The 24511-nt window shown below is 44.8% G+C and carries 20 protein-coding genes; 10 read left to right on the top strand and 10 right to left on the bottom strand.

What is annotated here, in order from left to right; translation table 11 throughout:
* Positions 1-66 precede the first annotated feature (66 nt).
* The 8 genes from dsrO to AC3D28_RS02860 all read left to right on the top strand — a co-directional run bounded on the left by dsrO (position 67) and on the right by AC3D28_RS02860 (position 10774).
* A complete protein-coding gene (gene dsrO / locus AC3D28_RS02895) occupies positions 67-834 on the top strand; it encodes a sulfate reduction electron transfer complex DsrMKJOP subunit DsrO (RefSeq protein ID WP_488535478.1) in 768 nt (255 codons plus the stop codon).
* Positions 831-1967 carry an NrfD/PsrC family molybdoenzyme membrane anchor subunit gene (gene nrfD, locus AC3D28_RS02890; protein WP_488535477.1) on the top strand — a complete coding sequence of 379 codons (1137 nt, stop codon included), beginning with the start codon at positions 831-833 and terminating at the stop codon, positions 1965-1967. The genes dsrO and nrfD overlap by 4 nt, the downstream gene beginning before the upstream one ends.
* 17 nt (positions 1968-1984) lie before the next feature.
* Entirely contained in the window at positions 1985-5077 is a 3093-nt protein-coding gene (locus AC3D28_RS02885) for a molybdopterin-dependent oxidoreductase (protein ID WP_488535476.1), read from the top strand.
* A 397-nt stretch (positions 5078-5474) separates the two neighbouring features.
* Positions 5475-6038, top strand: a complete 564-nt coding sequence (locus tag AC3D28_RS02880) for a c-type cytochrome (RefSeq protein ID WP_373560852.1) — start codon at positions 5475-5477, stop codon at positions 6036-6038.
* A gap of 8 nt (positions 6039-6046) precedes the next feature.
* Complete coding sequence (locus AC3D28_RS02875; RefSeq protein WP_488535475.1) at positions 6047-7099, top strand: c-type cytochrome; 1053 nt, start codon at positions 6047-6049, stop codon at positions 7097-7099.
* Between the two features lie 126 nt (positions 7100-7225).
* Complete coding sequence (locus AC3D28_RS02870) at positions 7226-8557, top strand: PqiA/YebS family transporter subunit (protein ID WP_488535474.1); 1332 nt, start codon at positions 7226-7228, stop codon at positions 8555-8557.
* Positions 8550-10196: an intermembrane transport protein PqiB gene (pqiB, locus tag AC3D28_RS02865; protein ID WP_488535473.1), complete on the top strand. Its 1647-nt coding sequence runs from the start codon at positions 8550-8552 to the stop codon at positions 10194-10196. The genes AC3D28_RS02870 and pqiB overlap by 8 nt, the downstream gene beginning before the upstream one ends.
* Entirely contained in the window at positions 10196-10774 is a 579-nt protein-coding gene (locus AC3D28_RS02860; RefSeq protein ID WP_488535472.1) for a PqiC family protein, read from the top strand. The genes pqiB and AC3D28_RS02860 overlap by 1 nt, the downstream gene beginning before the upstream one ends.
* A gap of 77 nt (positions 10775-10851) precedes the next feature.
* Here the strand turns inward: AC3D28_RS02860 and AC3D28_RS02855 are convergent, their stop codons facing one another.
* The 8 genes from AC3D28_RS02855 to sohB all read right to left on the bottom strand — a co-directional run bounded on the left by AC3D28_RS02855 (position 10852) and on the right by sohB (position 19645).
* On the bottom strand, positions 10852-12690 hold the full coding sequence (locus AC3D28_RS02855; protein WP_488535471.1) for an extracellular solute-binding protein: 1839 nt from the start codon (positions 12688-12690) through the stop codon (positions 10852-10854).
* 167 nt (positions 12691-12857) lie between these two features.
* Entirely contained in the window at positions 12858-13559 is a 702-nt protein-coding gene (gene pyrF / locus AC3D28_RS02850; protein WP_488535470.1) for an orotidine-5'-phosphate decarboxylase, read from the bottom strand.
* 83 nt (positions 13560-13642) lie between these two features.
* Positions 13643-14818, bottom strand: a complete 1176-nt coding sequence (gene lapB / locus AC3D28_RS02845; protein ID WP_488535469.1) for a lipopolysaccharide assembly protein LapB — start codon at positions 14816-14818, stop codon at positions 13643-13645.
* Between the two features lie 18 nt (positions 14819-14836).
* Positions 14837-15133: a LapA family protein gene (locus AC3D28_RS02840; RefSeq protein WP_488535468.1), complete on the bottom strand. Its 297-nt coding sequence runs from the start codon at positions 15131-15133 to the stop codon at positions 14837-14839.
* A 289-nt stretch (positions 15134-15422) separates the two neighbouring features.
* Positions 15423-15704, bottom strand: a complete 282-nt coding sequence (gene ihfB, locus AC3D28_RS02835; RefSeq protein ID WP_011080796.1) for an integration host factor subunit beta — start codon at positions 15702-15704, stop codon at positions 15423-15425.
* Positions 15705-15917: 213 nt separating this feature from the next.
* Positions 15918-17588: a 30S ribosomal protein S1 gene (rpsA, locus tag AC3D28_RS02830; protein ID WP_098415996.1), complete on the bottom strand. Its 1671-nt coding sequence runs from the start codon at positions 17586-17588 to the stop codon at positions 15918-15920.
* Positions 17589-17698: 110 nt separating this feature from the next.
* The gene (cmk, locus tag AC3D28_RS02825) at positions 17699-18379 is read right to left on the bottom strand and encodes a (d)CMP kinase (RefSeq protein ID WP_488535467.1); all 681 of its coding nucleotides are present in this window, start codon (positions 18377-18379) and stop codon (positions 17699-17701) included.
* 204 nt (positions 18380-18583) lie between these two features.
* Positions 18584-19645 (bottom strand): protease SohB, encoded by a 1062-nt coding sequence (sohB, locus tag AC3D28_RS02820; protein WP_488535466.1) that lies wholly within the window; start codon positions 19643-19645, stop codon positions 18584-18586.
* A 264-nt stretch (positions 19646-19909) separates the two neighbouring features.
* On the opposite strand from sohB, the gene AC3D28_RS02815 reads away from it, so the two are divergent.
* Positions 19910-20656 (top strand): YciK family oxidoreductase, encoded by a 747-nt coding sequence (locus tag AC3D28_RS02815; protein WP_098415999.1) that lies wholly within the window; start codon positions 19910-19912, stop codon positions 20654-20656.
* A gap of 153 nt (positions 20657-20809) precedes the next feature.
* Here AC3D28_RS02815 and AC3D28_RS02810 read toward each other — a convergent pair whose 3' ends face one another.
* Together AC3D28_RS02810 and torR are read right to left on the bottom strand one after the other, a co-directional pair.
* Positions 20810-21766, bottom strand: a complete 957-nt coding sequence (locus AC3D28_RS02810; protein ID WP_488535465.1) for a chemotaxis protein CheV — start codon at positions 21764-21766, stop codon at positions 20810-20812.
* A gap of 757 nt (positions 21767-22523) precedes the next feature.
* Complete coding sequence (gene torR / locus AC3D28_RS02805) at positions 22524-23234, bottom strand: two-component system response regulator TorR (protein WP_488535464.1); 711 nt, start codon at positions 23232-23234, stop codon at positions 22524-22526.
* A gap of 265 nt (positions 23235-23499) precedes the next feature.
* Here torR and torD point away from each other — a divergent pair, with 265 nt between their 5' ends.
* Complete coding sequence (gene torD / locus AC3D28_RS02800) at positions 23500-24147, top strand: molecular chaperone TorD (RefSeq protein WP_488535463.1); 648 nt, start codon at positions 23500-23502, stop codon at positions 24145-24147.
* Positions 24148-24511: the final 364 nt, after the last annotated feature.

The raw sequence follows: 24511 nt of genomic DNA, 5'->3' as shown, positions 1-24511 counted from the left end.
GCATCACGACGCATTTCTCACAATGGATGCAGTCAGTCAGATTAAATACAACTAAGCAGGTGAGTTATGGATTCCACCAAACGTCGCTTTCTCAGCGCCGTCACAGCCGGTGCGGCGCTGATCCCCGTCGCTGGTATTGGTACCGCAACCGCGGGAAATGTTATTCGAAATAACCAATCCGCCGACCGAAAAGGACAGGTCGGCAAACGCTATGCCATGGTCATTGATTTACGGAAATGTGTCGGCTGTCAAGCTTGCACCGTGGGTTGCAGTATTGAGAACCAAGCGCCTATCGGCCAATTTCGTACGACGGTGAAACAGTATGAAGTCATCCTCGATGATGGTTCCAAGGCCACTAAAGAAGCCAAAGCCTTTATGCTGCCTCGCCTCTGCAACCACTGCGATAATCCGCCGTGTGTGGCGGTTTGCCCTGTTCAAGCCACGTTTCAACGTGAAGATGGCATCGTCATGGTCGATAACAGCCGCTGTGTGGCCTGTGCATACTGCGTGCAAGCATGCCCTTATGACGCTCGCTTTATTAACGAAGAAACCCTAACCGCAGACAAATGCACCTTTTGTGCACACCGTTTAGAGCAAGGCTTACTGCCTGCTTGTGTGGAAACCTGTGTCGGTGGTGCTCGCGTTATCGGTGATTTAAATGATCCAACCAGCGAAATTCGCCACTTAATTGCGAAGCATCAAGATGACATCAAAGTGCTTAAACCCAACGAAGGCACTAAGCCACATGTGTTTTATATCGGAATGGATGAACGTTTTACTCACCCTGTCGATGCGCAACCCGCCATTTATGACCCACAAGGAGAGCACGCATGAACATCACTGAAGTGTTAATCCAACCTCAAGCAATGGCTTGGCTACCGTGGGCTGTGCAATATTTCTTCTACATCGGCTCGGCTTACGCTGCCGCTATTTTGTTCTTAATTGCTTTGCTGTTTGAACAACATACCAGCCATCGACTTCGTGTCGCCTTGGTGCTGACTTTAGCCATCGGTGCTATTGTCGGTCCACTGGCCTTAACCGGGGATTTGCACCAACCCGGGCGTGCGTGGCATTTTTACGCCCATATCACGCCATGGTCTTGGATGTCCTTAGGCTCACTCTTTCTGCCTGTTTTTTCTGGTTTAGCGGTCATAACCGCGTGGTTGTATCTGCGTCATGATCTTATGGCTTTGCGCCATCAACCGGGAAAAATATTGCCGCTGTTATCGAAATTGTCACTCGGTGAGTGGGCAATCACACGCAGAACCATGCTTATGGTTTCTGGGGTAACCGTGTTTTCTGGCCTAAGCATCGCACTCTATACCGGGGCTGAAATTGCCATCGTTCAATCACGTTCTTTATGGCATCAACCAGCATCACCCATTCTTTGGTTCATTACCGCATTTATGGGCGCTATCGGCTTTGCTTTACTGATTTGGCTACTGATACCTCAACAGTCAAAAAACCTCACTGCGGGTGATACTAACTTACTCAGAAAAGCGTTAGTCATTAGCGGCGTGTTGACTCTGATACTCCTGCCGATTTGGGCTTCTAATAACGCGACCTTTTCTCTCTACTCAAGCGAGCAGTGGGTCAGTAACATTGCCCTACTCACTTTTATCACCTTAGGTTGCGTATTACTCACGCTTATCACACTACGTGACAATAAAACCTCCGCCATTACATCGACGAGCTTGCGACGCACTATGGGGGTTGCTTGCATATCGTTGGTTGCTTTAACCAGTGCTTGGCTGGTTCGTTGGGTCACGATCATGGAAGTACAAACTATCGCCAAATACGATGCAGGACTTTATCCATACCAACTGTCCATGGATGGTAACGGCTGGATAGGCATTGTAGGCATGCTCGGGTTGTGGCTTGCATTGGCTTTACTCGGCTCAGAACTGATTCAACCTAAAAAGAACACCGAAGCAAACGCGACTTCACTCACCTTAACTGAACGCTAATCGAAGAGGATTTCATTATGGATAACAAACGCCGTCAGTTTTTGAAATCAGGCCTTGCTGTGGGTGGGCTTGGCGCATTCGCTGCAGGTTATGCCACAACCACCAAACACATGGTCGAAGGTGCACTTGAAGGCACCGCAGGTAAAAAGACTCGTGACATTCACCACGGCAACTCCCTTGAGCCAGAATACAAAGTCAATAACAAGGGCAATCTGATCCCAAACCCAAACCAGCGTGTTGCACCCTCAATGTGTTTTGGCTGCTGGTCGCTGTGTGGTTTGCGTGTTCGCGTTGATAACCGCAGTGACGAAATTTTGCGTATCAGCGGCAACCCATATCATCCGCTTTCTCACCAGCAACACATTCCGTTTGAGACCCCAGTAAAAGAAGCGTATTTGAGTATGGCGGGTGAGTCTGGCCTCGAAGGGCGCTCAACCGCCTGTGCTCGTGGCAATGGCATGTTAGAAATTCGTAACAGTCCATATCGCATAACCCAACCACTGAAACGTGTTGGGAAAAGAGGCGAAGGTAAATGGGTCCCAATTAGTTATGAGCAATTAGTAGACGAAGTCGTCGAAGGTGGCGATCTCTTTGGTGAGGGTCATGTTGACGGTCTACGTACTATTCGAGATTTAAACGCTCCCGTGGATCCAGACAGCCCAGAATATGGCCCGAAAGCGAACCAGTTGTTAATGACTAACGCAGGGAACGAAGGCCGAGACGACATCTTCAAACGCTTCGCTTTTAACAGCTATGGTACACGTAACTTTGGTCACCATGGATCTTACTGCGGCTATGCGTTCCGTGCTGGCAGCGGCGCATTTATGAATGACTTGAAAAAGTTCGCCCATTTAAAGCCTGACTTCGACAACGCAGAATACATCATTTTCATTGGTATGTCGCCAGCCCAAGCGGGCAACCCATTTAAGCGTCAGGCTCGTCAACTGGCGAAGGCGCGAACTGAAGGCGAGTTGGAATACACCATCATCACTCCAAGCTTACCGGCAGGCTCATCTAGTTTAGCGGCCGGTGACAACAACCGCTGGATACCGATTAAACCTGGCACCGACTCAGCACTGGTGCTTGGCATGATCCAGTGGATCATTGACAACCAACGTTACAATAAAACCTTTTTATCTCAGCCGGGCGCTAACGCCATGAAGCGAGCGGGAACAGCACACTGGTGTAATGCCACGCATTTGGTGATAAGCGATGAGCAGCACCCTAGAAACGGCACGTTCTTGCGTGCGTCCGATCTTGAACTGGCGTTTGAAGGCGAAGCACTGTCTGATTCTGACCCGTATGTTATTGTCGATCAACAAAGCGGTGAGTTTGGTGTTCATACCCAAACTGATGAAGCGGCACTGTTTGTCGATAAAACCGTGACACTGGCATCGGGTGACGTTCAAGTTAAATCTTCCCTGCAAAGACTCAAAGAAGAGGCGTTCAAATACAGTTTGGACTTTTACAGCCAACAATGTGACATCGCGGTGGAACAAATCATTGAGTTAGCAAAACGATTCACCAGCCACGGTACCAAAGCGGTTGTCGATACCCACGGTGGCAACATGCACACGAACGGTTTCTATAACTCATTTACCATTATGATGCTCAACGCCTTGATTGGTAATATCAACATGAAAGGTGGCGCGATGGCAAAGGCGGGAGGATACCCGACTTCTGGCAATGGGCCTCGCTATGACTTCACCAAATTTGCCGGCAAGGTTGGCCCGAAAGGCGTCTTCCTTTCGCGTAGCAAATTTCCGTACCATAAAACCAGTGAATATCAACGTCGTGTCGCAGCAGGCGAATCTCCTTACCCGACTCGCGCCCCTTGGTACCCGTTCGCCGCGCCTCTGCTTACTGAGCATTTATCTGCGGCCATTGACGGATACCCATATCGTGTAAAAGCGTGGATCAATCATATGGCGAACCCGATGTATGGTGTACCCGGCTTAAAAACGTTGTTAGAAGACAAGCTTAAAGATCCAAAGCAATTAGGATTGATTGTCTCAGTCGACGCGTTCATCAACGAAACCACCGCTTTGTCTGATTACATCGTACCGGATACCGTGACCTACGAAAGCTGGGGAATGGCAACTCCTTGGCATGGTGTGCCAGTGAAAACCGTCACCGCTCGTTGGCCGATTGTTGACGCTCGTACAGAGAAAACCGTCGATGGTCGCAGTATCTGCTTAGAAAACTTTCTGATTGATGTTGCGAAGAAAATGCAATTAGGCGGATTTGGCGATAACGCCATTCAAGACGCGCAGGGAAACTGGCACGGACTTCATAGTGCGGAAGATTTCTACTTACGCTCTGCGGCTAACTTGGCTTACGTAAAAGGCGGGGTACATGAAGTGTCCGCCGAAGATATTGCGTGGTCAGGTTTGGAGCGTTTGATCCCAAGTATGCAAAAAACATTAACCCCCGACGAAATGAAACGCGTGGCGTTTATTTTTGCGCGCGGCGGTCGCTTTGAAAATGCAACCGAGGCATATCAAGGCGAACAGATGAAACATAAATGGACACGCCCTGTCGCGATTTGGAATGAGACCGTCGGCAGTGCAAGAAACACCATGACGGGTCATTTTTACACTGGCTGCCCAACCTGGCACCCACAAAAGCTGGCCGATGGTACACCGTTAGATGAGCAATATCCAAGTTCAGAATGGCCGTTCAGTTTAACCAACTTTAAGTCCAACATTCACAGTGCAGTATCGAATTTATCGCCAAGGTTAAACTCCATCAAAGGAGTTAACCCAGTTTATATTCACCCTATCGACGCAGAGCGCGCAGGTATTGAAACCGGTGACGAGTTTATTATCGAAACTCCGTCAGCCAGTACTAAAGCTCTCGCGATGGTGGTCAGTGGTATTCGCCAAGGCACTCTCGGTTTTGAGCACGGATTTGGACATACGGAGTTAGGACAGCGTTCACACTGGATTGGAGAGCAAAAGCAGCCCGTGCAAACGCGCAGCCAAGACGGCGTAAACATTAACGACATTGGTTTGGTTGACCCTACCCGAGAAGGAAAAGGCGTTTTACTCGACTGGGTCGTCGGTGCCGCCGCACGTCAATCCTTACCCGCAAAAATCTTCAAAGCGTAACAAAGCAAATAAGGGCAGCGAATTTGAGCTGCCCTTTATCGTTTTTTATTGGGGATAATCTATAATCTAAGCAGTAAGCCAATAAGGGCTCGCGTTTACCCTGACTTTCTAAATATGTGGAAATCCACAATACCCTTACTTGTTGACAAAGCCGACAATCTTATTCCCAAGTGACTTCAAGAGGCAGGATAAAGAGCGTTATCTTGGCCCGCAGACTTTGTTAACGACGCTGGATTTAGTACCACAAATCGTCACATCATTGTCGCGTGTGTAATCCGAGCCACCTTCGCTGAACCAAGCATCTTGAAGCCATTTGGGAATATAAATAAAAACAGCAAAGTGAGTCAGCATGTCAAAATTTATTCCTGTGGTAACGGCCTGTTTACTGTCGACCACAATGGGCGCGAGCGCCTCATCAATTCCAGAAAAAGCCCAAACGTGTAGTGGATGCCATGGTAAAGATGGTATGGGTCAAGCCAACATCGCCCCTATGATTGCCGGATTAAACGCCGACTATCTCAACACTCAGATCGAGCTATTCCTCAGCGGGGAACGGCAAAATGTCGTCATGCAAGGCATGGCTAAAGAACTCAGCGATCCCAATGACCGTAAAGCAGTGATGGGATATTTCGCTAGCCTGCCAAGCTACGAATTCACTAATCCTGAGCAGCGCGGAGACCAAGCTGATATTCGCAACCCTTATCGTCAATTGATTTTCCAAGGAGATTGGAACCGCAATATTCCTGCGTGTGCAACTTGTCATGGAGCAAGCGGTATGGGGGTCGACAAGTTCCCCCGCCTCGCCAGCCAACATGCCGACTATTTAAAAGCACAATTGATGGCATGGAAAAACGGCACTCGCAGTGGTGATCCTCTCAATATGATGAGCACAATCGCGAAGAATCTCACTGACAAAGAGATCGAAAACCTTTCCTACTACTTTGCCTCATTACGTTACTAGGAGCAGACATGAAACGTTTCTATTCTTTGTTAGTACTCCCTATCCTTTCTGTTGCTGCGATGGCGAACGATCAATTACCCGACCGACAAACAGAATTACCTGCCGTTAAAAAAGAAAATCATGGTGAGTATTTACAACCTCGTGCTCTCAGTACCATTCCTAATACGGAATTTGGTGAACAAGTAAAACGCGGCTATTCGTTATTTGTGAATTCTCAACAAATGCGCGGGCAATATATTGGCAATGAACAAAACTGCGTGAACTGCCATATGGAAGCTGGACGCAAAGCTAACGCAGCGCCGTTGTGGGCAGCGTACATGGCCTACCCGGCTTATCGTAAGAAAAATGATCGCGTCAACAGCTATGCAGACCGAATTCAAGGCTGTTTTGAGTACTCGATGAATGGCAAAGCACCGGCTTACGACTCACCAGAAATTGTTGCGCTTAGCGCTTACGCTTATTGGCTGTCAATGGGCGCACTACTTGATGGTCATGGCATGAGTGATGAGCCCATTCCTGAATTAGATGCTAAAGCATTACAAGTGGGTGGCAAAACGGAAAACTTCCCATTACCAGATGCAATTGCTCAAGCACTACCAATCGAAGAACGCAGTAACCTTACTGGACGTGGCTACCCAAAAATCGCCGCACCAGCTCAAGCTCCATCCCCTGAACGAGGCGCTTTAGTGTATAAAAATAACTGCGAGACGTGTCATCGCGCCGATGGTTCGGGCATCAAAGGCCGTGATGGGCATTCGTATATTCCACCGCTTTGGGGTGAAAATGCCTACAACTGGGGCGCTGGTATGCACCGCATTAATACCGCGGCTTACTTTATTTACGAAAATATGCCACTTGGAAAAAGCGTACAACTAACCGAGCAAGAAGCATGGGATGTCGCCGCGTATGTTAATAGTCACGAACGTCCTCAAGACCCTCGCTTTAAAGGCAATGTCGACGCGAACGCAGAGAAGTACCACCAGCATCAAGGCTATTACGGAAAAACGCTTAACGGAAAACAGTTAGGCTCGAACGCATTTGATAGCGGAACAGTAGACTAGAAAATCGCCAACGCCCTGCCCAGAGTCTCTGGGCAGGCTTTGCTATTCCTCCCTAAAGAAAGACAAAACAAGCGTGCCTAGTGAAAACAGAGTATTCTTAAGGCAAATGAACCCAAAACCTTTCCGATGAGTATTCAACCTAATTCACGTCAGTTAATTTCTTGCGAAGAGTGCGGCCTTGTCGTTCGCATTCCTGAACTTGATCTGGGACAGAAAGCTCAGTGTCCTCGATGTGCGCATTCACTGACAAAAATTAATGCCAAGCCTTATCAAAGCGTGATTGCGGTTTCATCCGCGTGTTTGATTATGCTGCTACTCAGTATCGCCTTCCCCTTTATGTCGTTCAGTGTGCAAGGCCTATCACAAGAAATCACGTTGCTACACGCAGCAAAAATGCTGGCAGAATTTAAAAATGCGCTTCTTGGCATCCTACTACTGGCCACCGTCGTCGTGTTGCCCGCTATCTACGTAGGATTAATTTTATTTCTCCATTTTGAAGCTCTAAAAACACGCAAGCATACGCCATCTAAACGGCAGCAAAGGATGGCAAAAGTCTTATGTCGGCTTCTGTTTCGGGTCGAACCTTGGTTGATGGTCGATGTGTTCTTAATTGGCGTTTTGGTGAGCTTAATTAAAATCGCGTCTTTGGCCGATATTGGTATGGGCAGCTCATTCTGGGCGTTCTGCGTTTATGCTCTGTTAGTGGTGAAGTGTATCTCGATGGTCGATAAAAATTGGCTTTGGGGGCACTTTATTCCAGCCATCACACCACCTAGTGTAAAAGAAGGTGATACCCACCATGACCATAATCACATTGGTTGCCATACGTGTCATCAACTTAATCCTATTGAAGATAAAAAACGTCAACACTGCATTCGTTGTGAAAGTCCGATTCATAAATACAATCCCTTAGACAATTTACAAAAAGTATGGGCTTTATTGTTCGCCTCAATCATTTTTTATATTCCGGCAAATCTCTACCCAATGATGTATACCGTTAGCCTTGGTCAATCGGAAGGCTCAACCATTATGGAAGGGGTCATTTTGCTATGGCACCTCGGCTCTTACCCGATTGCAATGGTGATCTTCTTCGCCAGTGTGTTTATTCCGATTGCTAAAATGTTTGCGCTCGCCTGGCTGTATTTTAGCGCCCAAAGAGCGCAATACCTTCCACCTGAAGAGAGTATCTCGCGCTTAAAACTATACCGCCTCACTGAATTTATTGGTCGTTGGTCAATGATCGATATTTTTGTCGTCGCCATTTTAGTCGCACTGGTTCAACTACAGAACTTAATGGCCATTTATCCAGGCCCTGCCGCACTGTCTTTTGCTGCAGTGGTCATTTTTACTATGCTTTCTGCAATGATTTTTGACTCACGTTTGTTATGGCCATTACCACAAAGCGAAGTGCAGGAACCCATATCAGATAACTTAAAAGAGAACGCAAAATATGAGTGATGAGAACAACGTAACCGCTCAGATCAAACCGCAACAGCAGATTTCAGCCATTTGGCTCGTTCCAATCCTCGCGCTAGCAATGGGAGCTTGGATGCTGTTTCAATACATCGACAGTACAGGCCCACAGATTACTTTACAGCTACCAACCGCAGAAGGCATTGAAGTCGGCAAGACCGAAATCCGCGCTCTGAACGTAAAAGTAGGACTGATCACTGACGTCACATTAAGTGAAAACTACGATCACATCATCGCGACAGCGCAAATGAACAAAGACGCAAAGCGCATGTTACGAGATGACACCATGCTCTGGGTTGTCAAACCTCGTATTGGTCGTGATGGTATTTCTGGTTTGGAGACATTGCTTTCTGGTGCTTATATCCAATTGCAACCCGGTAGCTCTCAGGTCGAAAAAGAACAGTTTACGGTGTTAGACATCCCTCCCGTAGCCTCGCCAGATGCAGAAGGGTTACGGATTGTATTAACGCATCGTGAAGCCGGTAAACTTAGCGTTGGTGACCCTGTGATTTATAAAGGTTTTACCGTTGGCCGCGTCGAAAAAACTCGCTTTGATGTGGATACTCGTCGAGCCATTTATCAACTCTTTGTGTTTAAACCGTACGACAGTTTAATTCGTACTCGTACCAAGTTCTGGCTGAATTCCGGCGTAGATTTGCAGTTAAATTCAGAAGGCTTTGAGGTCAAGTTCGGCTCACTAGAAAGCATGCTAACCGGGGGCGTAACCTTTGATACGATCCCGGGTATTGAATCTGGCGAACGGCTCACAGACGACATGACCAACTTCCGCTTGTATGACGATATTAAACAACTGCGTGAAGGGATGTACGACGACTACATTGAATTTGTTATGTTATTTGATGAGTCTGTCCGCGGTCTTAAACGTAAAGCGCCTGTAGAATATCGTGGTCTTCGCATTGGTACTGTCACGAAAGTGCCTATGCGTTTACCAACGCCAGAAGAAAACTTATCTGCGAAAAAGATCCCTATATTGGTGCGTATTGAGTTAGGCCGGGTATACGGTGACTTACAACCCCAATCCTTGCCGATGTTCAAGAAAAAACTGAAAAAGGAGTTTGCGCGAGGCCTTCGTGGCACCTTAAAAACGGGCAACTTGTTGACTGGCGCTCTCTATATTGATGCCGATTTTTATCCCGACGATGAGCAATATATACCAAGCGAGTTTGAAGGTTTGGAAGTATTCCCGACCATGCGCGGTGGTTTTGCTCAGGTTCAACGTCAAGTGAATGACTTCCTCAATAAGATTAACACCTTACCAATGGAAGAAACACTAAGCTCTCTCAATTCAACACTAAAAACTTCGGAGAAAACGTTGGCTTCAGCCGAGCGCGTTGCGAACAGTATTGATAAACTTTTAAGTCAAAAAGAGACTCAAGAGATCCCTGCTGATATTCGCCAAAGCTTGCAGCAGTTGCAAAAAACACTCGATGGCTATGGACCAAACTCAACCCTGTACAGTGAAATGGAAACCACGCTCAGAAAGCTAGAAAGTGTGATGACGGAGTTTAAACCTGTACTGAAACAATTAAACGAGAAGCCAAACTCTCTTGTGTTTGGAGAAGATGAAATCAGTGACCCAACCCCAGTTAAAGGCCAAAAATAATGAAACGAGTATTCTTTTTGTCTATCGCACTATTGGTCGGCCTTACGGGTTGCAGTAGCGCTCCAGAAACTAAAGGAGCTTTGTACCTTCTACCTAAGGCGGAAGCTGTAACGCTGAGTAATTCTGATATTGCGCAGCGCCCTGCATTAGTTGTTCGTCCAGTGCAATTGGCAAGTTATTTGAACGACAATGGTATCGTTTATCGCACCTCTGAAACGCAAGTTATTCAGGCGAAACACAATCAATGGGCGCACAGCATTTCTGAGCAAATCACTCAACGAATCGTCGCGGAGCTACGCCAAAAACAGCCCCATTACTGGCCGACTGAAATGAACAACCTGTTGGATCAAAGCGATGAAGCAACACTCCAACTTACGTTAAATAAGTTTAATGGCAGTTACAAAGGTAATGTCGAAATTGAGGGCGAATGGTTACTCATTAATGCTGAAGGTAAGGTGGAAAACAGTGCGCCAGTACAAATCTCTCAGCCTCTAAAAGAGGAAGGCTATGAAGCACTCGTCGACGCTTTATCCATCGGGCTGGACAGTTTGACATCGGACATTGCCAAACAAATTTAAGTTCAATATCAATTTATGGGAAGCAAGTTGCTTCCCTTTTCCGAGGCTTTCATTTTTGTCGCTGCTAAGTTGTGGAGTTACAACTTGTAGCGATCATCAATGACCGTTGTCTCTGGGAAGGTTTTACCCTCGTCCATCGCTTCCTCCGTCTTTTCTTTTACTTTGGTGTCGATCCAGAAGTTGCCGATATCCATTGGGTGAAGCACCCATTCTGTCGCTTTAGTCATGCCATCTTTAGGAATGTTAACCCAGCGCCAATGGGCAACTCGAGAATAAGGCACCATGTAACCAGGAACGATGATATTTGCTTTACTGACATAGTTTTGGATTTGATGCGATAGCTCGTAACGCTTCTCCTGATCAAACTCAGAGTCGTAGGCTTCAATCAACTTGTCCAGTTCAGGACTGCTGTAGTTGGTATGAGCATTCGTTTGTGGTCGATTCGCATTATCAGAGTGTAGGTACTCCCAATATGCTGGGACCTCACCAGAACCCATATTCAAAAACGCTAACTGGTGCTTTTTCTCAAGAATGTATTTAAACGCCGATGAGCCATCAACCAAGTTTAACGTGAACTCAAGACCCGCGAGTTTTGCTTGTTCTTTCAGGTACGCAATACGCGGTGTCCAAGAATTGTATCCATAGGTGATAGCAAAGCTCAAACGTTGACCCTTGTCGTTGACACGAATACCATCTGCGCCCACTTTGTCAAAGCCCGCTTTTTCAAAATGTTTAACCGCTGCATCGGCGTCAAACTTAGGCGGCGTATGGTTAGGAGCATCATATTCGCCGTGGCCAAAACCGAGTCCATGTGGCTTGCGTGAATAATCTCCACGCATGATATTTTCAATCATGCCGTCATAATCGGTTGCTGCCATAACACCTTTGCGCACTTCTAGGTTATCCAACATCGGCATTGCTGTGTTCATCCAAAGACCACCAGCCCCTTGTGGTGCTTCATTAAAGCCCCAATATTTTTGGATATAGCCTTTTTTATACACTTCACTATCGGTCTTATCATGCCAAAAGTTTGGTAGTACCATTTCGAAATAATCAAGACTTCCCTTCTCAAAATGCTTCATCGCAATATCAGGATCGCGAATCACCTTAATGCGAACTTTTTCTACGTTGTAACGGTTTTTATAGTAGCGGTTGTTATATCCCCACCAATCTTCGCCCACGTGTTTGAAGGTAACACTCTTACCTTTCTTCACTTTGTCTAGATAGTATGGCGCTGCCGTTGGCTCAGCTTTAAAGTTGAATTTTCGGACGAAATTATCCGGCATGCCATCGTTATTTGCGTCCTTTTCTCCTTCAAAGAAGTGTTCCGGACGAGGCTGAAAACCATTACTCGGCATATTGATCATCACCATCAGTAAATCATGGCTTTGAGCAACAGCAAGATTCACCTTGATCGTGTAGTCATCAATCTTTGTAACGCGAACAATGCTGTTCGTGAAGAAGTCGTTGTACCACGGGTCAATAATGTCTTTTGACCTGTAGTACTTCATCATGAAAACATAATCATCTGCGGTAATCTTTTCGCCATCAGACCATTTTGCCGTGTCATCAAGTCTAAAGAAAACCGTTTTGTTATCTTCTTCGAATGCCCATGACTTAGCGAGTTGCGGTATCCATTTCCCAGTATTTGGGTGTCGCTGAGCAAGTTTTGGCGAGCCGTCCATCAGGTATTGACGCAAACCAGAGTTCGCATCAGGGCCAACGCTACGTAACGTCTGCGGAAAACTTGAAATATAAGTACGGTAGGTACCATCACGGAAGGCGTTTTCAGACGCAAACAGGGGTTCATTGTTATTTGAAATCCATTCAATACCAACTGGCAACTCTGCCGCATTCAGTTGAAAACTGGCAGCAGTCAATGTTGCGAGCACTGGCAATGGCCGTTTTTTAGCCATATTTCTTCCTTTTTGCTTCCGAGCTAAGATCAATACAAGGGAAATGGCATGTTAGCCGTATACTTAAGATAATAGAATACAAACCTAATAATTGACTAAAATGCGCCCTTCAGAAATGAAAAAGGTGAAGCACTAATGCTTCACCTTTACTAGAGGATTAAAGTCAATTACATATTCGCTAAGCTTTCATTAATTGACTTTAATATCTCTTCAGGTTCAACAGCTTGCGTTATAGGACGGCCAATCACAAGGTAATCAGAACCGGATTGGATAGCGTCCACTGGCGTCATGATACGGCGCTGGTCACCTTGCTCAGAGCCTGCTGGTCGGATTCCTGGTGTAACTAACTTAAAGTCTTGACCAAGTTCGCTCTTCAGTAATGACGACTCTTGCGCTGAACATACGACACCGTCAAGACCTGCGTTCTTCGTCAGTGTTGCCAGACGAATCACTTGCTCCTGAGGCGCAACATTCAAACCAATACCTGCCAAGTCACTCTGTTCCATGCTGGTTAATACCGTCACACCTATCAGCAACGGGCGATCTTTACCATAAGGCTCTAAAATCTCGCGAGAAGCCGCCATCATTCGCTCACCACCGCTGGCATGTACGTTCACCATCCATATGCCTAGTTCAGCGGCCGCACGTACTGCTTTAGAACATGTGTTTGGGATATCGTGAAATTTTAAATCCAGAAATACAGAAAAACCACGCTTGTGAAGCTCACGTACGAAATCAGGACCAAATAGCGTAAACATTTCCTTGCCTACTTTTAGACGGCATGACGCAGGATCAACTCTATCTGCAAACGCAAGCGCATCTGCTTGGTTATCATAATCCAGTGCGACAATAACTTTTTGGTCGATCATTTCATCTCCTAATTATTTTGGTTCTTGTTAAATAAAAGGTTAAAAAAATGCAGCGGACAGAGAGCCTGCCTGCTGCATCAAAGCTATTCACCATCCAATCCTCGGATTGGCTTGATCGTCCCCCATCCTTTACAGGAAGGACAATGCCAGTAAAGAGAATGAGTAGAGAAGCCACATTGCCGACATCGGTAGTGCGGTTTAACTTTTAACTGTTCTCCAACCATCGCTTGTAAGGTCGAAAGGCTGTCTTTCGCACGACCATCTTCTGCTTCTGCAATATGATAATCAATCAGGCGATAAAAGCCTTTCATGGTTGGATTCTTAAGCAACTGTTTAGTAAGCAACTCTTGCGCAGAGCCGATACTTTCATGGTGAGCCACCAACTGTGCCAGCATTAATTCAGCAGACACTCCTGCTTTTTTATCAATGCAGGTCCTTAGAAACTCGACCAGTTCATCTTCTTGCCCTAGATGGTGGTAGCATTCCGCAATGGTAGGTAACACATCGCTAATGAAGTCCTTATCTTGCTCAAGTACACCTGTTAGGTACTTGATGGTATGCTTGTAATCTTCAGACTCTAAATAAATTCGACCTAGAGAAATACTCGCTCGCACACATTTAGGATCTTCTGATAGCGCCTTTTTAAAATGCTGCATTGCTTTGTTAGTATTACCATCAGCTTGATCTAGCATGGCAATCTCACACCAAAAGTGCGCGATATTTGCACGTATTCGAGAGCGCTTATTGCCCATTTTCGCTAGTTGATTAGCATAATAAATCGCCTTTTCCCATTCACGCGTTTGCTGGTAAATGGTAACAAGCTGCTGAAGCGCGCCTTCTTTATGATCAGGCTCTTCGACTAGTTGTTCAAAAATTCTTTCTGCACGGTCTAAAAAGCCAGAAACCATGTAGTCTTTCGCTAGTTGCTGAAGCGCGAGGTTTTTCTGGTCCAGTGTTAGCCCTGAGCGGGAAATGAGGTTTTGGTGAATTCGAATTGCACGGTCTACTTCTCCACGAGAACGAAAGAGATTACCCAACGCAAGGTGAGTATCAATTGTCTCGTTATCAACTTGGAGCAATTCAATAAAATGATCTACGGCTTTATCTGATTGATCAGAAAGAAGCAGATTAAGACCCGTCATGTATTGACGAGAAATTTGATGAGATTGCTTCTGCTTGTCTTGCTGAGCGCTGCGATGTCCCATGTACCAGCCATATGCAGCAGCTATAGGCAATAACAAGAAGAGTAGTTCAAGCATTAAAGTAAAGCCTTATCCTTATGCCTGTTTTTCGATGGCTGACTTATTCGCCGTTTTTTCCGCTTCAGCAGGCTCATATTTTTTCAGTTGTTTTTTCAAACGACGAACTCGCAGCTGAGTCTTTAGTTGGAGACTACCAAAGATCATCCATGCTAAAGCAAAACCAACGACAAATACCACGCCTAATAATGTTGATAAGTGGAACTCTCCTTTTGCTAGAAGATAATTAAAGGTCACAAGTTCTTGGTTTTGCGAACCTAATGCCAATGCAATTAAAAAGAGAGCTAAAACAACAACGATTTTTATAATTTTCATGTTACATCACCCTTCTAGGAGTAAGTCGGTAAGATTATGCAGGAAAATACTTCTTCAGACTACGTATATTAGCAATAATCTATACCCAAGTAACCTCAAGATGCTTAGTTTATAGACACGCCTAGAAGTTAAAATTATTTGAGTGTCGACACCTGTTCGTAAAACGGTCAGAGCCAATACAAGTAAAATATTCTCGTTGGATCATGACTTCGATGTTGTTTGGGCATATTACAAAAAAAGCGGCATACAAAAAAGTATGCCGCTTTTTCTGCAAACTAATAAGAGTGCCTTAGCCAATATTGACACGCTCACGAAGCTCTTTACCTGGTTTGAAATGTGGAACGTATTTACCTTCCAATTCCACTTTATCGCCTGTTTTAGGGTTACGACCTACGCGAGGCTCACGGTAATGAAGAGAAAAACTGCCAAAGCCTCGGATCTCGATACGATCACCACTCTCTAGCGTAGAGGCCATGTGCTCTAAGATATCTTTTACAGCATCCTCTATCTCTTTCGCTGATAAATGTGTTTGCTCAGCACAGAGTCTTTCAATCAGTTCAGACTTAGTCATAGTTGCCCTCTTTGAGTATCTTTATCACTTATTATAGTAAGTAATACTAATTCCAACAAACACTTGCTAACAATTCCAGACAAATTTTACGCAAAATGCGCAATGAGGAAATGCCTTTTATTAAGATAGTTTACCGTCATTAGTATTACTACTTAAATATGCTCAAATATAAAAAAGGAGCCTTGCGGCTCCTTTTTTGCTTAAGCGAGTATATTATTCGCCTTTAGCTGCTTTGAAAGCATCAGCCATTGCGTTACCGAAAGAAGATTCATCTTGCTTGTTAACAGATGCCATTGCTTCTTGCTCTTCAGCTTCGTCTTTAGCTTTGATAGATAGGTTGATTACACGGTTCTTACGGTCTACACCTGTGAACTTAGCTTCAACAACATCACCAGCGCTTAGGATTAAAGCAGCATCTTCTACGCGATCGCGAGATACTTCAGATGCACGGATGTAACCTTCAACGCCTTCTGCGATTTCAACAGTAGCACCTTTAGCGTCAACTGCAGTTACAGTAGCGTTAACTAGAGTACCTTTCTTGTTATCAGCAACGTAAGCATTGAATGGGTCATTTTCCATTTGCTTGATGCCTAGAGAGATACGCTCACGCTCTGCGTCTACCGCTAGAACAACTGCAGAGATCTCGTCGCCTTTCTTGTACTCACGTACAGCTTCTTCGCCAGCAACATTCCAAGAAATGTCAGATAGGTGAACTAGACCGTCGATGCCGCCTTCTAGACCGATAAAGATACCGAAGTCTGTAATAGACTTGATCTTACCAGTAACTTTGTCGCCTTTAGCTTGTGCTTCAGCGAATGACTGCCATGGGTTAGCTTTACACTGTTTCAGACCTAGTGAAATACGACGACGTTCTTCGTCGATTTCAAGAACCATAACCTCAACTTCGTCGCCAACATTAACAACTTTAGATGGGTGGATGTTCTTGTTAGTCCAATCCATTTCTGAAACGTGAACTAGACCTTCAACGCCTTCTTCGATTTCAACGAAGCAGCCGTAGTCTGTTAGGTTAGTTACGCGACCAGTTAGTTTGTGACCTTCTGGGTAACGCTTAGCGATTGCTACCCATGGATCTTCGCCTAGTTGCTTAAGACCTAGTGATACGCGAGTACGCTCACGGTCGAACTTAAGAACTTTAACTTGGATCTCGTCACCAACGTTAACGATTTCAGATGGGTGCTTAACGCGCTTCCAAGCCATATCAGTGATATGTAGAAGACCGTCAACGCCACCTAGGTCAACGAACGCACCGTAATCAGTAAGGTTCTTAACGATACCTTTAACTTCAGAACCTTCTTGTAGAGTTTCTAGAAGCTCGTCACGCTCAACGCTGTTTTCAGATTCGATAACAGCACGACGTGAAACAACTACGTTGTTACGTTTTTGGTCAAGTTTGATAACTTTGAACTCTAGCTCTTTGTTTTCTAGGTGAGCAGTGTCGCGGATTGGACGTACGTCTACTAGAGAGCCAGGAAGGAAAGCACGGATACCGTTTAGTTCAACAGTGAAACCGCCTTTAACTTTACCGTTGATGATACCAACAACAGTTTCAGCTTCTTCGTAAGCTTTCTCAAGTACGATCCAAGCTTCGTGACGCTTAGCTTTCTCACGAGAAAGTTGAGTTTCACCGAAACCATCTTCAACAGCGTCTAGAGCTACATCTACTTCAGCGCCAACTTCAACTTCAAGTTCGCCAGCAGCGTTCTTGAACTGTTCAGCAGGGATAGCAGATTCAGACTTAAGACCAGCGTCAACAAGAACGAAACCGTTCTCGATAGCGACTACAGTACCTTTAACGATGCTGCCTTGTTGGAATTCTGTTTCGTTTAGAAACTCTTCAAAGAGTTGAGCAAAAGATTCAGTCATTTAGTTAATCTTCAATAAATTAAACTTCCACGGGTATCCTACCGCATGGGGTTATTAAATTCGCCAGTCATCATCCTTGCGACCAACGCTCTTAGCCTAACCGAGAATCATTACTCAGCTAGCTTCGATTCGATATAGTGTAGTGCCTTTTCTACCACTTCGTCGATAGTCATCGACGTAGAATCTAGCACAAGCGCATCCTCTGCAGGGCGTAGTGGCGCCACTGGGCGGTTACGATCTCGATCGTCACGCTCTTGGATCTCGCTTAAAAGGTCAGGAAACTTAACATCTAACCCTTTCTCTTGCAACTGTTTAAGGCGTCGATTTGCACGCTCTTCAGCGCTCGCATCAAGGAAAATTTTCGCTTGTGCTGCAGGGAATACAATTGTCCCCATATCACGACCATCAGCGACTAGGCCCGGAGCAGCCTCAAAGGCACGCTGACGGCGTAACAGTGCTTCGCGAACACGTGGTAGTGCCGCTACTTTAGACGCTGCCATGCCCGTTTCTTCTTTACGAAGTTCACTTGATACATCTTCGCCTTCTAAAATCACCTTAACTAGGTCACCTTCAGCGACAAATTGAACGTCTAGGTGTGTTGCCAATGGGACAAGCGCGTCTTCTAACTCAGTGTCAACACCATGATGAATCGCAGCAAGGGCAAGTACACGATAAATCGCACCAGAGTCTAAAAGTTGGAATCCCAGCTTTTTCGCTAGCAACATACACAAAGTGCCTTTACCTGCACCACTAGGTCCATCTACGGTTACAACCGGAGTTTGAGAGGACATGTTCTTCTCCACCTATAATTTTCAGCAATTCGCTCGGTTTTCGAGGCGCACATTATACGTGCAATCGCCTCTTGGAGCGAGGAAAAATATCGTGTAAGACATCCACCCAATACGTAATTGGATTTATAAAGTGGCTTAAAGCTCAATGAATAACGGCGAGAGTTTCCCCTCGCCGTTTACAAATTCAATCGCGGTTAAATTCGTTTAAACAATCGGCTTTTGACCACGCTCTGCCAGCTTTAAGATCACGCTGTCAGCGACTTTGCCCGCGACACCTGCTAGCTTGTCTGCCAGTTTTTTCTTTTGAACATAATGCACAGCGAGTACGGTTTTCTCTTTGCATGCTTCAACGACAATATCATCAGATGTCGTGATGTCGTCGACTAAACCCAGCTCTTTTGCTTGTTTACCAAACCAGTGCTCACCAGTGGCTACTTTATCTAGGTTTAGGCTCGGACGACGCTCACGGATGAAGTCTTTAAACAGAACGTGTGTTTCTTCAAGCTCTTGCTTGAACTTATCACGCGCTTTATCGGTATTCTCACCAAACATCGTTAACGTGCGTTTATATTCACCTGCGGTTAATTGTTCGTACTCAATGTCATGCTTCTTCAATAGTTTATTGAAGTTAGGAATTTGCGCGATAACGCCGATAGAACCCACAATCGCAAATGGCGCAGAAACAATCTTATCTGCTACACATGCCATCATGTAACCGCCACTTGCTGCAACTTTGTCAACAGAGATGGTCAGAGGAAGACCAGCGGCTTTAATACGGTCAAGTTGAGAAGAGGCGAGACCGTAACCGTGAACCATACCACCGCCAGATTCTAGACGAAGCAACACTTCATCACCTTCACGTGCGACAGCAAGAATAGAAGTGATTTCTTCTCGTAATGAGTTCACTTCTTTCGCATCGATACTGCCATTAAAATCGAGAACGAATAAGTGAGGTTCACGTTTGCTATCTAGTGCCCCCTCTTTACTCGCTTGCTTGATCTCTTTTTCACGAGATTTGTTTTTCTCTTTCTCTTCTTTCTTGACGGCTTTATCGCGCGCCTTAATGAAAGCATCGTCATGTAAGTGATGCTCTAACTGCTCAACAGATTGTTTGTGTTGTTCCGAAAGATTGGTAATCTCTAACTCCCCTTTCGCTGCACCCGACTTGCCACCAGCCGATTTCACAATAATGAGTAGAACAATTATCGCGGCAACAACCGTGATGATTTTGGCCAAAAATAGACCATAATTTAATAAAAATTCCAACGAGAGCTCCTTTATCTCATTCTAGGTTACGTCGTTATGTTACGCAGAAACATCAGCGAGAAGGCAACGAGTTTTGTAACCACTTGTTCTGATTGATAGCGTTCGGATAACATACCTAACGAAAGTTCTGGAATTGGTATAACACATGAATTGGTGTATTGTAACCATCTCGTCACGATTACCAAGATTTTCCATTGAAGAACAGACGTTTTTAGCGTCAATTAACTATCATGGACCCTCTTACAATAATAAGGATTTATCACCGTGAACTACTCTGTTTCAGCTGATGCCCTAAAAGGTAAAGTCATTCTTGTTACTGGTGCTGGTAATGGCATCGGCCGTCAAGCCGCGCTTTCTTACGCCGAGCACGGCGCCACTGTTATTCTCTTAGGCAGAAATGTTCAAAATCTTGAATCTCTCTATGATGAGATTGAAGCAGCTGGCTACCCACAAGCCGCTATCATTCCTCTTGATCTAAAAGGCGCAACGAAACAACATTACATTGATATGGCGGAAACTATTGAGGGGCAATTTGGTCGCTTGGATGGGCTACTACACAATGCGGGTGTACTGAGTGCGTTGTGCCCATTTGAGCAGCTCAACGAAGAAGACTTCGATGACATCATGCAGATCAATGTGAAAGCGGAAGTTTTGATGACTCAAGCACTACTGCCTGTGATGCGTAAATCAGAAGCGGGTCGTATCGTGTTTACCTCGTCAACCGTTGGTCATTCTGGCCGTGCTTTCTGGGGCGCATACGCAATCTCTAAATTTGCTGTAGAAGGCATGATGCAAGTGCTGGCTGACGAGCTGAGTGATACACCAGTCCGTGTTAACGCGATTAACCCTGGTGCAACCCGTACCCGTATGCGTGAAAAAGCATACCCAGGTGAAGATTCGAATACTCTAAAAACACCACTGGATATTATGCCACTGTATCTCCACCTTATGGATCCTTCAGTGACAAATGTAAACGGTCAATGCATCGATGCACAGCCGAAACGTAAGTGATCCCCCTTACCTAACTAACCTCGTACAATTGATTTAAGAGGCAGTAAATGTTGCCCGAGCGCAGAACCCAGCTTAGCTCAACTCAAAAAGTACTAAATGGTGAAAGGAGTTCTTGAAAAAAGGGAGGCTGTCCCTCCCTTTTATACCTAAAGCCTATTTCGCATCATTTACAAGAACAAGTCGCAGTCTATCTTGTGCTGCTTCAACTAATAAGTCGGGCTGGAACTTAGAAATCAAACGATCACAGCCCACTTTTTGCACCATCGCTTCATTAAAGCTGCCACTTAGTGAGGTATTTAATGTGATAAATAATTTTGACATTCGAGGGTCATTACGAACTTCGTGAGTAAGTTTGTAACCATCCATCTCCGGCATTTCCGCGTCTGTAATCATCATCAGTAGTTCTTTTTCAACATCCTTACCTTCATCACACCAACGCTTTAGAACCGTCAGCGCTTCTAGGCCATCGCGACACTCGATGATGTTCATGCCCAATTGGGAAAGCGTATCGCGAACCTGATTACGAGCCGTAGAAGAATCATCCACAATTAAAACATTACGTCCGACCATTGCTTGAGAAAGCTCTTCATCTAAAATATCGGCTGAAATCGTGACATCGTAATGCACAATTTCCGCTAATACCTTTTCAACGTCAATAATTTCAACAATCTGAGAAGCATCAGCATCTCTGACTTGGGTGATAGCCGTTAGATAATTAGAACGACCAGATGTTGACGGTGGCGGCTGAATTTCTGTCCATGCGGTATTAATAATATTCTTAACTGAACCCACCAAAAAACCTTGAACAGTACGATTGTACTCAGTCACGATCAGATTTTCTTCTTCCGCTTCACCACGCAAAGCAGGGAAGCCAATAGCACCGCGTAAATCAATGACAGGCACCGCTTCACCTCTTAGGGAGGCTACACCACGAATGTTATAGTGAGAGCCAGGAAGCTTGGTCAACGGTGGAAGCTTAATCACCTCTTTGACTTTGAACACATTAATAGCGAACAATTGACGACTATTTAAAGTGAACAGCAGAAGCTCTAATCGGTTCTCACCAACTAAGTTTGTACGCTGATCAACCGTATTTAACACTCCGGACATACTACTACCTAAATTCTGGATGATTATTGTTTTATTCTAAACCGATGCGTATACCACGAGGTTATATACCCAGATAATTTCGTGGTAAATGGTTTAACGAAAATGGCCTTGGAAATGGGGGCTATTCCGCTAGGTTACTTTGATTAAGGAAAAATCACTGGTAACACTCTGGCTCTGTAACTTGGAATCGTTTGGGTATATATATTCAGTGAGCTTTTTAAGAAATTACATGAATGGCACAAATATAGCAATGTAGCACCACTCAGATTCCTCCTTGGCGTATAATTGAAGTCAATACATCGTCTTACTTTTCGTTTTTATTCACGATATGAGACGCACGATAACCTCACTTGGGAGTCGAGGCCAACTTTGCTCGATTGAGGGGCAACTTTTTATTTACTGGCTTATCGTGTCTTCCGAATGTTTGAACAACTTTACCTTTGAGAGAGCGTTTCGCTCAACAAGTATTATGCCTTAGATTAAGCATGCGCTTTCTCTTTATTAGAGTCACAGTGGCTATCAGTTAGCAGTTAGTCTCTTCAATCAGTTCAGCGATTAGTCAATCCGCTGAAGTTTACTTTGTTAGACCACCATTAATTGACGACGCTGAACTTGGGAAACGTGCATAAAAAATCCGATAAACACTGTTTATCGGATTTTTACACACACAAAGGACCGTTCAATTATTCTGACAACTATTGACTTAGCTGAACGTCATGAGAGCGAATACTCACCTTTTCTTCTTTGCACCTGAGAATTAATCCCCAGCAAACATATAGCCTTCTCCGTGAACCGTCACGAAAATCTGTGGGTTCTTTGGATCAAACTCCATCTTGGCTCGCATACGTCGAATCAAAACGTCAATGGTACGATCATTCGGCGCGTCCACTCGATGACTAATCATATTCAAGATACGCTCACGACTTAACACCTGATTCGGGTACGACGATAACGCGACCAAAAGTTCATACTCCGCTTTGGTCAGTTTCACGGGTTCGCCATTACGGCTTAGTGCACGGCGCTGAATATCAAATGTCCATTCTCCGAAGCGAACAATGTGTTCCTCATTGGCTTCTGCCGTTTTATTACTACCGTGACGGGCTGCTGAAATACGCCACAGTAGATTCTTAACGCGAACCAAGAGTTCCCTGAGTTCAAAAGGTTTTGTCACATAATCGTCAGCGCCCATTTCTAGACCTACGATTTTGTCAATGCTATCCGTGCGTCCTGTTACTAATATGATGCCAATATCCGACTGGCTACGTAGTTCGCGAGTAAGCATCAGGCCGTCTTCACCCGGCAGGTTAATATCCAACATAATAAGGTCTACATCACCCGCTTGCAGAACTTCGCGCATCTCTGCGCCACTTTCTGCTTCGCTAACTTGATAACCTTCATTTTGGAAATATCCCGCAAGCTTACTACGCGTTACAACATCATCTTCTACGACTAATACGTGATAGCTCATTTACACCACTTCTATCTTCTTATTATCCAAGACGTATTCTATTCATAACTAGTAACATTTCTAGTCATAGATACATTAAAAAGCAAGATTTAGCGTTTTTATTGATTCAAAACAAACTTACCCACCACCATTAACAAATGAACATTTTTTGCTATAAAACATAATAATTATAGTTACTGCTATTCATTTTAATTGATTACACTTAGGGAATATCCCTAATTGACCTTATGGTGCACGACTTAAAGCATCATTCAGGAGCCCAAAAATGCAAGAAGTGAAAGCTTTTAATGAAAAACGCGCTGAAATTTACTGGTGGTTTTCGAGCTTGTTCGCCAAAGAATTAACAAACAAAGAATTGAAAACTTACCACAGTGTTGAAATTCGCGGTTTTTTAGCGGGTTTAGGTGAAAATGAATCCCTTAAACCTGCCGTTGACAGCCTTGTTAACGCATTGAATCGCCTACAAGATCGTCAAGACGCACAACTAGAGCTTGCCGCAGACTTTTGCGAACTGTTCTTAAAGACGGAAAAATACGGCGCCCTCCCTTACGCTTCAATGTACATTGGTGAATCAGGCTTACTCAATGACAAACCAGCGGAAGAGATGGAAAAATTAATGAGTGAATTTGGCGTTCAGGTTGATGTTAACCTCAAAGAACCAGCCGATCACTTAGCCGTTGAGCTCGACTTTTTAGGCAACATGATCATCCGCTCTAATGAACTAGAACAAGACAAACATATGGAAAAAGCGTTTGTTCAACAAAACTGCTTCATTCAACAACAGTTGATGTCTTGGCTGCCACAATTTGGACAAAAATGTAAGCAGCTCGATGAATTCGGTTTCTACTCAAGTGTTGCGCAACTATTAATTGCATTTTGTAAACTGGACAGCACTTACCTTCTTGGTGAATAATCGCCGCCTGTTTTAAGAAGCCCTCAAATCGGGCTTCCCATATTCGCAATGACTTCAAGATGCTTGGTAGATTATTCGTTTGCTTTTAATCTAACGCAAAGACACCCGGTTACTTAGCAGTCATAATGTGACTTCAAATACACAAAACACTGGTTGAAAGCATTGCTAGTCAGCCCACATAGAGCTAAAATGTGAGCGCAAACGATTAAATATGATTTATATGTAAACCGCTAAAATATAGCGGTTTTTGTGTTTTCTTAATGGGCTGATGACGATTTATCACCATATAGAAAAAAATAGAACTCATCGACCAGTTGCTACACACTTTTTTGCCGCTCTTAGGATAACCTCTGCCAAACACACT

Source organism: Vibrio sp. TAP-3B (assembly GCF_057784735.1).
Note: the sequence above shows the minus strand (reverse complement) of the source record. Positions and strands in the feature narration are given on the sequence as shown.

Excerpts from the sequence above, each read along its gene's own strand:
- dsrO (WP_488535478.1), top strand. The coding sequence starts at position 67 with ATGGATTCCACCAAACGTCGCTTTCTCAGCGCCGTCACAGCCGGTGCG.
- nrfD (WP_488535477.1), top strand. The coding sequence starts at position 831 with ATGAACATCACTGAAGTGTTAATCCAACCTCAAGCAATGGCTTGGCTA.
- AC3D28_RS02885 (WP_488535476.1), top strand. The coding sequence starts at position 1,985 with ATGGATAACAAACGCCGTCAGTTTTTGAAATCAGGCCTTGCTGTGGGT.
- AC3D28_RS02880 (WP_373560852.1), top strand. The coding sequence starts at position 5,475 with ATGGGCGCGAGCGCCTCATCAATTCCAGAAAAAGCCCAAACGTGTAGT.
- AC3D28_RS02875 (WP_488535475.1), top strand. The coding sequence starts at position 6,047 with ATGAAACGTTTCTATTCTTTGTTAGTACTCCCTATCCTTTCTGTTGCT.
- AC3D28_RS02870 (WP_488535474.1), top strand. The coding sequence starts at position 7,226 with ATGAGTATTCAACCTAATTCACGTCAGTTAATTTCTTGCGAAGAGTGC.
- pqiB (WP_488535473.1), top strand. The coding sequence starts at position 8,550 with ATGAGTGATGAGAACAACGTAACCGCTCAGATCAAACCGCAACAGCAG.
- AC3D28_RS02860 (WP_488535472.1), top strand. The coding sequence starts at position 10,196 with ATGAAACGAGTATTCTTTTTGTCTATCGCACTATTGGTCGGCCTTACG.
- AC3D28_RS02855 (WP_488535471.1), bottom strand. The coding sequence starts at position 12,690 with ATGGCTAAAAAACGGCCATTGCCAGTGCTCGCAACATTGACTGCTGCC.
- pyrF (WP_488535470.1), bottom strand. The coding sequence starts at position 13,559 with ATGATCGACCAAAAAGTTATTGTCGCACTGGATTATGATAACCAAGCA.
- lapB (WP_488535469.1), bottom strand. The coding sequence starts at position 14,818 with ATGCTTGAACTACTCTTCTTGTTATTGCCTATAGCTGCTGCATATGGC.
- AC3D28_RS02840 (WP_488535468.1), bottom strand. The coding sequence starts at position 15,133 with ATGAAAATTATAAAAATCGTTGTTGTTTTAGCTCTCTTTTTAATTGCA.
- ihfB (WP_011080796.1), bottom strand. The coding sequence starts at position 15,704 with ATGACTAAGTCTGAACTGATTGAAAGACTCTGTGCTGAGCAAACACAT.
- rpsA (WP_098415996.1), bottom strand. The coding sequence starts at position 17,588 with ATGACTGAATCTTTTGCTCAACTCTTTGAAGAGTTTCTAAACGAAACA.
- cmk (WP_488535467.1), bottom strand. The coding sequence starts at position 18,379 with ATGTCCTCTCAAACTCCGGTTGTAACCGTAGATGGACCTAGTGGTGCA.
- AC3D28_RS02810 (WP_488535465.1), bottom strand. The coding sequence starts at position 21,766 with ATGTCCGGAGTGTTAAATACGGTTGATCAGCGTACAAACTTAGTTGGT.
- torR (WP_488535464.1), bottom strand. The coding sequence starts at position 23,234 with ATGAGCTATCACGTATTAGTCGTAGAAGATGATGTTGTAACGCGTAGT.
- torD (WP_488535463.1), top strand. The coding sequence starts at position 23,500 with ATGCAAGAAGTGAAAGCTTTTAATGAAAAACGCGCTGAAATTTACTGG.